This is a genomic window from Marinomonas ostreistagni, assembly GCF_016461785.1.
Lineage (GTDB): Bacteria > Pseudomonadota > Gammaproteobacteria > Pseudomonadales > Marinomonadaceae > Marinomonas > Marinomonas ostreistagni_A.
This window is the reverse complement of sequence record NZ_JAEMUH010000008.1, coordinates 21,601-35,077: the sequence shown is the minus strand read 5'-3', so window position 1 is coordinate 35,077 and position 13,477 is coordinate 21,601. Positions and strand designations below refer to the sequence as shown.

General features: G+C 46.8%; 12 protein-coding genes. 9 read left to right on the top strand and 3 right to left on the bottom strand.

Features of this window, described 5'->3' with window-relative positions; genetic code table 11:
* Positions 1–26 precede the first annotated feature (26 nt).
* On the bottom strand, positions 27–836 hold the full coding sequence (locus JHD44_RS09550) for an amino acid ABC transporter permease (RefSeq protein WP_199462530.1): 810 nt from the start codon (positions 834–836) through the stop codon (positions 27–29).
* A gap of 8 nt (positions 837–844) precedes the next feature.
* Complete coding sequence (locus JHD44_RS09545) at positions 845–1,633, bottom strand: transporter substrate-binding domain-containing protein (protein WP_199462529.1); 789 nt, start codon at positions 1,631–1,633, stop codon at positions 845–847.
* Between the two features lie 179 nt (positions 1,634–1,812).
* On the opposite strand from JHD44_RS09545, the gene JHD44_RS09540 reads away from it, so the two are divergent.
* The 9 genes from JHD44_RS09540 to JHD44_RS09500 all read left to right on the top strand — a co-directional run bounded on the left by JHD44_RS09540 (position 1,813) and on the right by JHD44_RS09500 (position 11,759).
* Positions 1,813–2,646, top strand: coding sequence for a hypothetical protein (locus JHD44_RS09540; RefSeq protein WP_199462528.1), 834 nt, complete (start codon positions 1,813–1,815; stop codon positions 2,644–2,646).
* Positions 2,643–3,113 carry a ribosomal protein S18-alanine N-acetyltransferase gene (gene rimI / locus JHD44_RS09535; RefSeq protein WP_199462527.1) on the top strand — a complete coding sequence of 157 codons (471 nt, stop codon included), beginning with the start codon at positions 2,643–2,645 and terminating at the stop codon, positions 3,111–3,113. Before JHD44_RS09540 ends, rimI begins: the two co-directional genes overlap by 4 nt.
* A gap of 12 nt (positions 3,114–3,125) precedes the next feature.
* Positions 3,126–3,677: a DJ-1 family glyoxalase III gene (locus JHD44_RS09530; protein WP_199462526.1), complete on the top strand. Its 552-nt coding sequence runs from the start codon at positions 3,126–3,128 to the stop codon at positions 3,675–3,677.
* 250 nt (positions 3,678–3,927) lie between these two features.
* Positions 3,928–5,058: a glutamine-hydrolyzing carbamoyl-phosphate synthase small subunit gene (gene carA / locus JHD44_RS09525; protein WP_199462525.1), complete on the top strand. Its 1,131-nt coding sequence runs from the start codon at positions 3,928–3,930 to the stop codon at positions 5,056–5,058.
* A 17-nt stretch (positions 5,059–5,075) separates the two neighbouring features.
* The gene (gene carB, locus JHD44_RS09520) at positions 5,076–8,294 is read left to right on the top strand and encodes a carbamoyl-phosphate synthase large subunit (protein WP_199462524.1); all 3,219 of its coding nucleotides are present in this window, start codon (positions 5,076–5,078) and stop codon (positions 8,292–8,294) included.
* The gene (gene greA / locus JHD44_RS09515) at positions 8,294–8,770 is read left to right on the top strand and encodes a transcription elongation factor GreA (RefSeq protein WP_133564367.1); all 477 of its coding nucleotides are present in this window, start codon (positions 8,294–8,296) and stop codon (positions 8,768–8,770) included. Before carB ends, greA begins: the two co-directional genes overlap by 1 nt.
* Positions 8,771–8,902: 132 nt before the next feature.
* Complete coding sequence (locus tag JHD44_RS09510; RefSeq protein WP_199462523.1) at positions 8,903–10,294, top strand: DUF1566 domain-containing protein; 1,392 nt, start codon at positions 8,903–8,905, stop codon at positions 10,292–10,294.
* Positions 10,284–10,856, top strand: a complete 573-nt coding sequence (locus JHD44_RS09505) for a DUF1566 domain-containing protein (RefSeq protein WP_199462522.1) — start codon at positions 10,284–10,286, stop codon at positions 10,854–10,856. Before JHD44_RS09510 ends, JHD44_RS09505 begins: the two co-directional genes overlap by 11 nt.
* 174 nt (positions 10,857–11,030) lie before the next feature.
* On the top strand, positions 11,031–11,759 hold the full coding sequence (locus JHD44_RS09500; RefSeq protein ID WP_199462521.1) for an SDR family oxidoreductase: 729 nt from the start codon (positions 11,031–11,033) through the stop codon (positions 11,757–11,759).
* Positions 11,760–11,827: 68 nt separating this feature from the next.
* Here JHD44_RS09500 and pgi read toward each other — a convergent pair whose 3' ends face one another.
* Positions 11,828–13,471, bottom strand: a complete 1,644-nt coding sequence (gene pgi / locus JHD44_RS09495) for a glucose-6-phosphate isomerase (RefSeq protein WP_199462520.1) — start codon at positions 13,469–13,471, stop codon at positions 11,828–11,830.
* Positions 13,472–13,477 lie beyond the last annotated feature (6 nt).

The following is a 13,477-nucleotide window of genomic DNA, read 5'->3' as shown; positions in this document are numbered from 1 at the left end:
ACCTAAGAGTAAGAGGGTGTTGCTCACTACCGCTTGTGCTCGTGTCTTCTTAAATATTGTTCTAGCCCACGAATCATCAAGGATAAGCTGAGGGTTAAAATCAAATACATAAACGCTACGACGTTGTAGGTTTCAAAGAACTGAAACGTTGAGGAGCTGTACACTTTGCCAAGCTGAGTGATGTCTTGCACTCCGAGTACGGAAACCAGAGAGGAGTCTTTGATAAGCGCAACAAAGTCGTTACCCAGTGGCGGTAGGATTTTACGTAACGCTTGCGGCCAAATGATCAATCGAAAGCGTTGCCAGCCATTTAACCCCAGCGCTTGAGCCGCTTCAATCTGCCCTTTACTGACTTCTTGAATGCCCGCACGGAACACTTCTGCGATAAAAGCACTGTAGCTAATGGATAGGGCAAAAATAGCGCGCCAGAGTAGCGTGAAATCTCGTGTACGAGCTTTGTCTAGCCAACCTTGTTCAATGGGCCATTGCAGCATCCAGTTATAAATTTTGACCAGCTCTGGAGCACCTACGAATGCGATGTAAAACAAAAGCACTAAAACGGGAATGCCGCGAAGAATCTCGATATAAAATCGCGAGAACTCTCTTACTACACGCCATTTAGAAAAGCCTGCCAAAGCGATGAGAAGACCAATGATCGAGGCCAGCACAAATGCCATAAGGGTCACGCCAACAGTGGTCAGTAGGCCTTGCCCGAGGGTATTGGCTATCTTTTGATAGCTCTGATCCGCAATGATGTTCCAAGCTAACAGCGCAGCGAGCACCACGGTGGCAACAAGCCACCATGGTAATTTTTGCATAGAGGATTTAAATGCCATGTGGGAGGTTACTGGTTGTAGTCAAAAAACCATTTTTGATTGAGCGCGTCCAGAGTGCCATCTGCTTTCATAGCCTTCAACGCGGCATTTACAGGTTCCACCAAGTCTGAGCCTGGCGTGAAGATAAAGCCAAACGCTTCGGAACCTAGGGCATCACCGACCACTTTAAAGGCACCAGGGTTTGCACCCATGTAGCCGCGAGCGGATGTGCTGTCCATCAATACTGAGTCAACGTCACCTGTCTTAAGGGCTTGAACCGATGCACCAAAGGTTTCAAACAGGCTAATACGTGGGTTGGCTTCGTTGCCATCTAGAACATCATAAACCGCAACGTAGAAGTTAGTTGTGCCAGGCTGTGCGCCAAAGTATAGGTCATCATCCGCTGCAAACTCTTTGGCATTGGTAAAACGATCTTCGTCAGCGCGCACGAGCATAAATTGCTCGGACACCATGTAAGGTTCTGAGAAATCAATTTGAGCGGCGCGTTCTTCGTTGATCGTAATGCCATCCATGCCTACGTCGTACTGGCCCTCTTTGACAGCTTGGATCATGGTGTCCCAGCTGCTGAGTTGCCAATCGACTTTAGCGTTTAGACGTTTTGCCACTTCATTGAAGGCATCGTATTCCCAGCCGATGCCTTCACCGGTTTCTGGGTCTACAAAGTTTAATGGAGTGTAGGCGTTTTCTGTAACGGCTACGATAGTACGGCCTTTCAGGTCGGGTAGAGTGTCTGCCTGAGATGGCATAGCAAGGCTAAGCAGCATGGCGCAGGCTGCGCTTAGGATTGGCTTTTTCATAGTGGACCTATAGATTGATTGGGGTGAAAAATCGGATGCAAGAATTATACGCATCTGTTGCATAACGCTCCACGCTATCTTGACACTTTGGTCAAAAAACTTGTTTGGGGATTGTTTGGCGCTTAGGTAGCTGAGTGCGTATAATTGCCTGTATTCACTTTCTCCTTAAGGGGCCGCTCGTGTCACGCGAACTTTCTCAATATCATGCATTTCAAACACGCTGTTTAGCGGATCTAGGTGTGGTGAGTTGGTTTCAACAGGATGAACCTGTTAATGGTGCGATTTGGCTGGCTCCAAACCCATGGCAAATGCCTGAAAATGTGGCGGTCAGTTCACCTTCGATGCCAGTTCCTGAATTGGACATGGAAGACGAAACATTCACGCCCCACCAGCCTTCTGCCCCTGTTATTCCAGTGGATGAGAAACAAAAAGATGCATCGGTTGCGAATTTGCGTCGACAACTTGATGCTGGCCCAGAAGTCATCGTTGAAGATCTGCAGCCGATTGAGGAAGAGCTTGCTCCTATCCAAGCACCTGTCGCAGAGGGTGACATCACTGGTGCGCGCTTGCCCATGCCGGTGCATTTGTGTGCCTATTGGTTGGCTGAGCAGCTTCTGATCATCACTGATTTGCCCCGTTCATTTGCCGATCAAGAGCCATTAGATAAACTGTCTCTGAGTCTTGCCAAAGCGCTACTTAAACAAGATATCTCTGCTTGGCAATCGGCTCACTTTCAATGGCCAGGGAGGCTGACTAATCGCCATTTGATGGCACGGGTGGACTGGGCTGTGGGTGGTTTTGAACAGTTTATTGCAAATCAGCTTGATGCGGCGTTGCCTGCTAAGTTGATTGTCGCAGGGGAGCAAAGTCGTGCTTACCTTAACGAACTTAATGAACAGCATCCGTTGCGTCATATCTCGACCGCAAATGTTCATAGTTTACCGCAAATGTTACGCATACCTGAGCTTCGTAAGGAAGCGTGGGGTGTGATGCAGTCGAGTTTTTCATCATGATTCAAGATCAGCATTCAGTGCCTGTTTTACGTGCGGCTACCGAGGCGGACAGTTCAGCTATCTATGATTTAGTAAACTCTTCTGATCCTCACCCATGGCGACTTTCTTTGATCGAAGAGGCGTTACACAGTCGCCATAATTGGCTTCTAGAATGTAGAGAATCTAGACAGATAGTGGGTTGGCTCACGGCATCGATGATGTTTGAGCAAACAGAGCTTGAAATGGTGGTAACGGATGTTCATCGACGTCGACAGGGGTTAGGGCGAGCCTTATTAGAACAATGGTTGGATTGGGCGAAGCAGCAGGACTGTGAAGAAGCGCTGTTAGAAGTGCGAGAATCCAATCTTGGTGCGATAAAGCTTTATTTGCTACTTGGGTTTGAGCAAGTGGGCATCCGCAAAAATTATTATCCTTTAGGTGAGGGCGGCAGCGAACATGCTGTCCTCATGACATGCAAATTGAAATAAGTGAGAGAATCCATGACGACTGTATTAGTTCCAATTGCCAATGGCAGTGAAGATATCGAAGCAATCACCATCATTGATGTGCTACGTCGTGGTGGTGCAGAAGTAACCGTGGCAAGTGTCCATGAAGAAAAGCAAATTCAGGCGGCGAATGGTACGAATATCGTAGCGGACGTGCTGTTAACCGATGTGTCGGAACATATGTATGATGCTATTGTGCTGCCAGGTGGTATGCCAGGTGCTGAACATCTGCGTGACTGTAAACTGCTGATTGATATGCTGGAAAAACATGATATTCAAGATGCATTGCTCGCTGCTATCTGTGCTGCGCCAGCGGTCGTATTTGGTACTCATGGTTTTGTTATGGATAAACAGGCGACTTGTTACCCAGGCTTTGAGGAAGGTTTGAAGGGAGCTGAGTACATTGCGGATCAGCCTGTCGTGATGGACGATAATATTATCACGGGACAAGGGCCAGCGATGGCGATGGCATTCTCATTGGCTGTTTTGGCGAACCTTCAGGGGATTGAGAAAACCCAAGGGGTCGCTCAAGGGCTGCTTTGCTAATTATCTTAATCTTGTCTAAATGGTCAGTTAAAAGTGCCGAAAAAACGTTAAAGTTTACAGTTTAATCGGGTCTTTTATATGGACGCTATCGTCATATAAGAGTAAAATTGGCCAGATTTATTTAGCCGTAGCGGCTCATAACATAGCAGTAGTTTTGCTACGACATCAGCATGATTTTAAGAAAGCGAGGTGGACCACGAGTTTACCTCGCTTTTTTGCAACCTAAAATAGGCTCTAACGGGAGGTTCCTTTGGCAACATCAGCGATTCTTGCTCTGGAAGACGGCACAATATTCAGAGGAGTGTCGATCGGGGCAGATGGCTCCTCAACCGCAGAGGTTGTATTTAACACCTCTATGACCGGTTATCAAGAAATTCTTACCGACCCTTCCTACGCTCGACAAATGGTCACTTTGACCTACCCTCACATTGGTAACACTGGCGTTAACGCCGAAGATGAAGAATCTAACCAAGTTTGGTGTTCGGGCTTGATTATCCGCGACTTACCTTTGCTAGCAAGCAGCTGGCGTAAACAAGAATCTCTTGACGCTTATCTTAAGCGCAAGGGTGTTGTAGGTATCGCCGATATTGATACGCGTAAACTAACTCGTATCCTACGTGAAAAAGGCGCACAAGCTGGCTGTATTATGGCTGGCGATAACATCAACGAAGAGGAAGCCGTTGCACAAGCGAAAGCTTTCCCTGGTTTGAAAGGCATGGATCTAGCAAAAGAAGTGACGACTGAAAAATCTTATGAGTGGACGGAGTCTACTTGGGATCTTGTAAACGGTCACACAACGCCAACTGAATTCCCATTCCACGTAGTGGCGTACGACTTCGGCGTGAAAACCAACATCTTGCGTATGCTTGTTGAGCGAGGTTGCCGCTTGACAGTTGTACCTGCGAAAACACCAGCAAGCGATGTGCTAGCTCTTAACCCAGATGGTGTTTTCCTATCGAATGGTCCTGGTGACCCAGAGCCATGTGATTACGCGATCACTGCGATCAAAGAAATCCTAGAAACTGAAATTCCCGTTTTCGGTATCTGTCTAGGACACCAGTTGCTTGCTCTAGCGAGCGGTGCGCAAACGGTGAAGATGAAGTTTGGTCACCACGGTGCAAACCACCCTGTGCAAGACATCCAATCTGGCCGTGTCATGATTACCAGCCAGAACCACGGTTTCGCCGTAGATGAAGCAACGTTGCCTGCAAATCTTGAAGCGACTCACAAATCATTGTTTGACGGTTCTCTACAAGGTATTGCGCGTACTGATAAGAAAGCGTTTAGCTTCCAGGGTCACCCTGAAGCAAGCCCAGGTCCACACGATGTGGCGCCGCTATTCGATCAGTTCATTGAAAACATCAAAGCAACGAAAGCCTAAGCGAGAACGAGAAGACTATGCCAAAACGTACTGACATAAAAAGCGTCTTAATCTTAGGTGCTGGCCCGATTGTCATCGGTCAGGCCTGTGAATTTGACTACTCAGGTGCGCAAGCCTGTAAAGCCCTTCGTGAAGAAGGCTTCCGAGTAATCCTTGTGAACTCGAACCCTGCAACCATCATGACAGACCCTGTTATGGCGGATGCGACCTACATCGAGCCGATCGAGTGGCAAACGGTTGAAAAGATCATCGAGAAAGAGCGTCCAGATGCCGTTCTTCCTACTATGGGTGGTCAAACAGCGTTGAACTGTGCCCTGGATCTTGAGCGTCACGGTGTACTAGAAAAATACAATGTTGAAATGATCGGTGCGACAGCAGACGCAATCGATAAAGCGGAAGACCGTCACCGTTTCGACGAAGCGATGAAGGCAATCGGCCTAGAATGTCCACGTGCGGGTATCGCGCACAACATGGATGAAGCACTTGGTGTACTGAACGAAGTAGGCTTCCCATGTATTATTCGTCCATCTTTCACAATGGGTGGTACCGGTGGTGGTATCGCTTACAACATGGAAGAGTTCGAAGAGATCTGTACACGTGGTCTTGATCTTTCTCCAACTAACGAGCTTCTAATCGACGAATCTCTAATCGGTTGGAAAGAGTACGAGATGGAAGTAGTTCGTGACAAAAACGATAACTGTATCATCGTTTGTGCGATCGAAAACTTCGATGCCATGGGTGTTCACACAGGTGACTCGATCACGGTTGCACCGGCTCAGACTCTGACTGACAAAGAATACCAAATCATGCGTAACGCTTCTTTGGCGGTATTGCGTGAGATCGGTGTTGAAACAGGTGGTTCGAACGTACAGTTCGGTATGGATCCTAAGACTGGTCGTCTAGTCGTGATCGAGATGAACCCTCGTGTATCTCGTTCTTCTGCCCTAGCATCTAAAGCAACAGGCTTCCCAATCGCTAAGATTGCTGCGAAATTGGCGATCGGTTACACCCTTGATGAGCTACAAAACGACATCACTGGTGGTCTAACGCCAGCGAGCTTCGAGCCATCAATCGACTACGTTGTAACGAAGATTCCTCGTTTCACATTCGAAAAATTCCCAACTGCAAACGACCGTCTGACGACTCAGATGAAGTCGGTTGGTGAGGTGATGGCAATCGGTCGTACGTTCCAAGAATCTATGCAAAAAGCATTGCGTGGTCTGGAAACTGGTTCTGATGGTTTCAACCCACAACTTGATCTTGCTGATGAAAGCAGCAAAGAGAAATTGCAGCGCGAATTGAAAGCACCAGGTGCAGACCGTATTTGGTACATCGGTGATGCGTTCCGATCAGGTATGAGCGTTGACGAAGTGTACGAAGTAACGGGTGTTGATCCATGGTTCCTTGTACAAATCGAAGACCTAATCAAAGAAGAGCAAGCGCTTGAAAACGCAGGTCTTTCGGATCTTGATTACGACTACATGCGTCGCCTGAAACGTAAAGGTTTCTCTGATGCACGTCTTGCGTCTCTACTAAGCGTTACTGAGAAGTCTCTTCGTGAGCGTCGTTACCTAGTCAATGTACACCCAGTGTACAAGCGTGTAGATACTTGTGCGGCAGAATTCGCATCGAACACTGCGTACATGTACTCAACGTACGAAGACGAGTGTGAAGCAGCGCCAAGCGATAAAGAAAAAGTCATCATCCTAGGTGGTGGTCCGAACCGTATCGGTCAAGGTATCGAGTTTGACTACTGCTGTGTACACGCGGCCCTAGGTCTACGTGAAGACGGTTTCGAAACCATCATGGTTAACTGTAACCCTGAAACCGTTTCGACTGACTACGATACCTCTGATCGTCTGTACTTCGAGCCTGTAACGCTTGAAGACGTTCTAGAGATCGTTCGTACTGAAAAACCAACAGGCGTTATCGTACAGTTCGGTGGTCAAACACCGCTTAAGATTGCTCGTGCACTGCAAAACGAAGGTGTGCCAATCATTGGTACCACGCCAGAAGCGATCGACCGTGCCGAAGACCGCGAACGTTTCCAAAGCATGATTCAGCGCCTAGGCTACAAGCAGCCTAAGAACGCGACTGTTCGTTCAACTGAGCAAGCGATCGTGAAAGCGGCTGAAATCGGCTACCCACTGGTTGTACGTCCTTCATACGTACTTGGTGGTCGTGCGATGGAGATCGTTTACAACGAGAAAGAATTGACTCGCTACATGACGTCTGCGGTAAAAGTGTCAAACGACAGCCCAGTACTACTAGACCACTTCCTAAACTCAGCAATCGAGATCGACATCGACTGTATCTCTGATGGTGAGCAGGTAGTAATCGGTGGTATCATGCAGCATATCGAGCAAGCGGGTGTTCACTCTGGTGACTCTGCATGTTCTTTGCCTCCATACTCATTGCCAGCGGATATCCAAGACGAAATCCGTGAAATGATCAAATGTATGGCACTTGAGCTTGGTGTAATCGGTCTGATGAACACTCAGTTAGCAGTTCAAGACGGTGAAATTTACGTAATCGAGGTTAACCCTCGTGCATCGCGTACGGTACCGTTCGTGTCTAAGTGTATCGGTCGTTCTTTAGCGCAGCTTGCTGCGCTAGTGATGGCTGGTAAGACATTGGCTGAACTTGGCTTTACTGAGGAAGTGATTCCTGATTACTACAGTGTGAAAGAAGCAGTCTTCCCATTCAACAAATTCCAAGGTGTTGACCCAATTCTTGGCCCTGAGATGAAATCTACGGGTGAAGTAATGGGTGTTGGCGATAGTTTTGCCGAAGCCTTTGGTAAGGCTGTGCTAGGTGGTGGTACTGTATTGCCAACATCAGGCCGTGCTTTCATCTCTGTACGTGACCAAGACAAACCAGGAGCGGTTGAAGTAGCGAAGCGTTTGGCTGGACTAGGTTTTGATCTAGTGGCTACAGGTGGTACAGCGAAGTTCCTTGCTGACAGTGGCGTTGAAGTGAAGAAAGTAAACAAAGTAAACGAAGGTCGTCCACATATCGTTGATATGCTGAAAAACGGCGAAATCGCTTACATCATCAACACGACATCGGGCACGCAAGCGATTGCAGACTCTTCTGTGATTCGTCGTACAGCGCTTCAAGGCAAAGTTTGTTACACCACGACCCTAGCGGGCGCGGAAGCAACGAGCCTAGCCATCAGCCGTAAGAATGAAGAAATCACAGTCAGAAGACTACAAGATTTGCATTCGGGGAAATAATGAAAAAAGTACCGATGACAGTGGAAGGCGAAACACGTTTACGTGAAGAGCTGAACCACTTGAAAACAGTTGTTCGTCCACGTGTGATCGCAGACATTGCGGAAGCACGTGAGCACGGTGACCTGAAAGAGAACGCGGAATACCACGCGGCTCGTGAAGAGCAGGGCTTTTGTGAAGGTCGTATCTCTGAGATCGAAGGCAAGCTTTCTGACTCACAGGTTATCGATGTAAAGACGATCCCACACACAGGTAAAGTGATTTTTGGTACCACAGTGACGTTGTTCAATGTGGATACCGAAGAAACGGTTACCTACAAAATCGTGGGTGATGATGAGTCTGATGTGAAAGCGAAAAAGATCTCTTACGCTTCACCGATTGCGAAAGCAATCATTGGCAAGATGGAAGGCGACGAAGTTGCGATTAAGATTCCTGCCGGTGAAGTGGTCTATGAAATCGAAACGGTTGAACACATCTAGTCATCTAAACGGCTAGTATAAAAACGCCAAGAGGGTAACTTCTTGGCGTTTTTTTGTTTTATAGGCTAAACATTTGCGTACAAATGCCGTTTCCATCAACATGGTATATCGCCTATTTCTATGGACTTTCTAATGAATCGACTGCTTATTTCTCTATTTTGTTTGTTTCTTTTATCTGCGTGTGGTGAGCCTGAGCCTTCGGCTGATGGTACGGACTCTTCAGGTGAGCAAACAAGTACTGATGGTTCTTCAGGTACGGACGATACCAATACGGATACTGATACTACGGAAGATACAGATACGTCTGAAGACGATACTCAAACTGATACGGAAGAGGATTCGACTGGATCGGATGACTCCGACGGTGATGATAGTTCTTCTGAGCCAGTCGACTATTCTATTGACGTAAGTTTGCAGGCTCCTACTTCATTGGTGGCAGTGGTTGCGGATCAGCAAGTCCTGTTGCGTTGGAATAAGACGCCAAATGCCGTCGCCTACGCTGTGTATTATTCGACAGAGGAAATAACTGCAAGCTCAGAATTGTCCAGTTTATTACTGGCGGTAGATGACTTGGAAGAAACGAGTTATACCTCGCCTGCCGCGTACCTTGAAAATGGCGTGACTTATTATGCAGCGGTTGTTGCACAAACTTCACTGGATGCGACAACGGTCAGTAGCTTTAGTCCAATTAAAACATTTGTCCCAATGGATAACGGTATAGATGTTACTGATTTTGCTCAAATGAGAGAGCTAAATGATACCGGTTCAAAATTTGCTGTGAGTTCGGACACCCATCAAGAAGCTTGTGAAGGCGGTGATTTGTTACCTGAAGGTCAAGACTGTTCATTTGGGCGTGATGTTGATGATATCGCCAGCGGTGATGATGATGGCTTAGCCGGGTTTAGCTTTAGCAAAGTGGGTAGCGATGGCAGTATTTTAACGGCCGATTCTGAAGACTGGAACTGCGTTCTGGATCATGTGACAGGTTTGATGTGGGAAGTGAAGGATAGCAGTGATAGTGCTAGTGGCAGTGCATTCAGCGGCAGCTTACACGATGCAGATGACTCTTTTACTTGGTACGAGCCTGATCTAAGTGGTTCGGGTGTGACAGAAGGGGAGGACTCAAACACTAGCAATCCTGATAGTTGTTTTGGCTATGATGGTGCAGATGGCCTTTGTAATACATCAGCTTTTAGAGAGCGAGTGAATGCAGAAGGGTTATGCGGTTTCAACGATTGGCGCTTACCGACGACAAAAGAGCTCATGAGCTTAGTCTATTACGGTAATTCTTTTGCACGAAGAACGACTTTTGCAATTGATACAAACTTTTTTCCTTTTACAAGTGACACCCTGGTCGATAGCTACTGGACTAGCTCCCCTTTTTATGAGGTTGGCAATTCTAGTCGAGCATGGCGTGTATATTTGCGTGATACCGCTTCAAGCGGTCAAGAGTTAGGCTTATTGGATGGTCTTTCAAAAGGCTCTAGTCTAGGGGTGATGTTAGTGAGAACTGATGATGAATAAAAAATACTTTTCAGTTTTATGTTGCATGCTGAGCTTGAATGCTTGGGCTGGATGTAATACGTCAACCATTACTGCGACTACGCCAGCGAGTAATTTTACGGTAGACGCTGAGAATGGGGTAGTGGTTGATCACTCTACTGGATTGATGTGGAAACAATGTGTGGAAGGTTTCTCAGGCAGTGATTGCCGCACAGGTGATACGCTTCAGTCGACTTTTTCACAAGTGCTGAGCTACATTGATTCATTAAATGCAGACGGTGGATTTGCGGGTTATACAGATTGGCGACTACCTAATGTTAAGGAATTACGAAGTATTGTCGAGGAGCGTTGTACGCGTCCTGCTTTGAATGAGGATGTATTTCCACTGAAGAACACTCAAGCATCAGATGATCAAAGCACTGTTAATAGTATGGTTTTGTTTAGCTCGACACCTACTTCTTACTATGATTCAACCGATACCTTTGTTTGGGTTATTAGCTTTGCTGATGGGACCTTGGATAAGAGTTCAGTTGGTCAGTATGATTATGTGCGTTTCTTTAGACTTGTTAGAGATGCGCGTTGAAAGGTTGTATTTTTGGTTGATTGGCTACCTTTGCGACAGTCTCAACGAAGATTGGTGCTGTCGCAAAATAGTTAACAAAAAAACACTACTCTTTGTAGAAAAAGTATAAAGATCTCTTGTTCATGAGTCGGATAATACGTGAATTCTCTGTCGAATAACTATAAAGAGGTGATCATGTCTGGAAAATTAAAAGGTAAGTGCGCGGCTATTACTGGGGCGGCATCAGGAATTGGTTGGGCCAGTGCGAAAGCAATGTTAAGTGAAGGTGCGACGGTCGTGTTGGTTGACCGCGATGCTCAGGCGCTTGATCGTGTATGTGCTGAGTTTGAGCTGGCTAAACCTTTGGTTGTTGACTTGCTTGACACTGAAGCATGTAAAACACTCGTGCCAAAAATTTTAGAGCTCACTGGCGGTGTACTTGATATTTTTCACGCGAATGCAGGTCTTTATGTCGGTGGAGATTTAGTGGACGCAGACCCCGATGCGATTGATCGCATGTTGAACTTAAATGTCAATGTGGTAATGAAAAATGTGCGAGATGTGATTAAGCATATGGCTCCCCGTAAAACGGGTGATATATTGGTAACTAGCTCGCTGGCAGCCCATTTCCCTACGCCATGGGAGCCTGTGTATGCTTCATCTAAATGGGCGATTGACTGCTTTGTTCAAACAACTCGACGTCAAGTTTTTAAAGATGGGTTGCGTGTAGGTTCAGTATCGCCGGGTCCAGTTGTCACCTCTCTTTTATCTGATTGGCCGGAGGAAAAGCTTGCAGAAGCTAAAGCGTCAGGTAGTTTAGTAGAAGCAGATGAAATAGCAGAGATTTTGATCTTTATGTTAACCAGACCACGTGGCATGACTATTCGTGATGTAGTGGTAATGCCAACTAACTTTGATCTTTAAAATGAAATGTAGTTTGAATTTAAAAGCCCTCATACTGTGAGGGCTTTTGGTTTTAAGGTTTAGAAAGCTTATTGTGCCGCTTTGAAGGCTGCGATCAGTGCTTGAGTGGATTCATCTAACTGGCTGTTGTCAGAATCACTTACAAGGCGATTGTAGATGTCTGTACCTAGTACTTTGCCAAGCTCCACGCCCCATTGGTCGAAAGAGTTAATGCCCCAGATAGTGCCTTGAACAAAAGTACGGTGCTCGTACAAAGCAATCAAAGAACCTGTCGTGAATGGTGTCAGTTGTTCTGTTAGCAAGGTGTTGCTTGGACGGTTGCCTGGAATCACTTTGTGCGGTGCTATCGCAGCCACCTGCTCTTCCGTTGCACCCGCATCACGCAATTCTTTCTCAGCTTGTTCTAAGCTTTTACCAACCATTAGTGCTTGAGATTGACTTAAGCAGTTTGCAAACAGCTGGGCATGGTGATCAGCAACAGGGTTATGGGTTTTCAATGGTGCAATAAAGTCCACTGGTACTAGGCGTGTGCCTTGGTGTAAAAGCTGGTGATAAGCATGCTGGCCATTTGTGCCTGCACCACCCCAAATGATTGGGCCTGTATCAGTAGCAACGCCAGAACCGTCCAGCAAGTTGGCTTTGCCGTTACTTTCCATATCCAGTTGTTGGATATGTGCTGGCATCGCGCGTAGATAGTGGTCGTATGGAATCAGAGCGTGGGTTTGTGCATTATGGAAGTTGCTGTACCACACACCGAGTGCACCCATGATCACCGGAAGGTTTTCTTCAAGTGGGGCTGTTTTGAAGTGTTGGTCCATGGCATGAGCGCCATCTAGCAGCTCATAGAATTTGTCCATACCAACGGCTACGGCAATTGGAAGACCGATAGCGGACCATAGAGAGTAGCGTCCGCCAACCCAGTCCCACATAGGGAAAATGTTCTCTTCTGCCATGCCGAATTTAACGGCTTTTTCGACATTGGAGCTGACTGCTGCAAAGTGTTTCTTGATGTCTGCATCTGGCACGCCTTGATCAATACACCAAGCGCGGGCGGCGTTGGCGTTGTAAAGGGTTTCTAAGGTGTCAAATGATTTCGAAGAAACAATAAATACAGTGGTCTCAGCATTAAGAAGCTTCAACTTCTCTGTAATGTCTGAACCATCAATGTTTGCAACAAAATGAACCTTGATGTCATCTTTCTTATAAGGCGTAAGGGCTTCGGCCACTACTTTTGGGCCAAGGTAAGAGCCACCAATACCGATGGAAACAACGTCAGTAATTTTTTTGTCGGTGTAGCCTTTCCATTCGCCGCTGTGTAACTGCGCGACAAACTTTTCCATCTGGTTTAGGGTACTGCGTACTTCTTCTAGAACATTGACGCCATCGACCATTAGAGAATCTTGAGCTTGGCTTGCGCGTAGGGCCACATGTAAAACGGAACGGTCTTCCGTATTGTTAATGTGGTCACCATGGAACATGCCTTGGATAGCAGACTTCATGCCGGCTTGTTCAACCAGTTCAAACAGTAGTTTCATGGTATTCGCGTTGGCACGGTTTTTAGAGTAATCCAGTGTCCACCCTGCAGCGGATGCTTTGAAAGACTCGGCGCGTGTCGAATCAGCATTGAAAAGTTCAGTCATCTTTACTGAAGTCATATCTTGCTGATGTTGCGCCAGCGCTTGCCAAGCGGAGTGTTGCGTTGGTGAGCTCATGACAAT

Bases quoted from the DNA above. Each gene is read 5' to 3' on its own strand.
- JHD44_RS09505 (WP_199462522.1), top strand. From the start codon at position 10,284: ATGATGAATAAAAAATACTTTTCAGTTTTATGTTGCATGCTGAGCTTG.
- JHD44_RS09500 (WP_199462521.1), top strand. From the start codon at position 11,031: ATGTCTGGAAAATTAAAAGGTAAGTGCGCGGCTATTACTGGGGCGGCA.
- greA (WP_133564367.1), top strand. From the start codon at position 8,294: ATGAAAAAAGTACCGATGACAGTGGAAGGCGAAACACGTTTACGTGAA.
- JHD44_RS09545 (WP_199462529.1), bottom strand. From the start codon at position 1,633: ATGAAAAAGCCAATCCTAAGCGCAGCCTGCGCCATGCTGCTTAGCCTT.
- JHD44_RS09510 (WP_199462523.1), top strand. From the start codon at position 8,903: ATGAATCGACTGCTTATTTCTCTATTTTGTTTGTTTCTTTTATCTGCG.
- pgi (WP_199462520.1), bottom strand. From the start codon at position 13,471: ATGAGCTCACCAACGCAACACTCCGCTTGGCAAGCGCTGGCGCAACAT.
- carB (WP_199462524.1), top strand. From the start codon at position 5,076: ATGCCAAAACGTACTGACATAAAAAGCGTCTTAATCTTAGGTGCTGGC.
- rimI (WP_199462527.1), top strand. From the start codon at position 2,643: ATGATTCAAGATCAGCATTCAGTGCCTGTTTTACGTGCGGCTACCGAG.
- JHD44_RS09550 (WP_199462530.1), bottom strand. From the start codon at position 836: ATGGCATTTAAATCCTCTATGCAAAAATTACCATGGTGGCTTGTTGCC.
- JHD44_RS09530 (WP_199462526.1), top strand. From the start codon at position 3,126: ATGACGACTGTATTAGTTCCAATTGCCAATGGCAGTGAAGATATCGAA.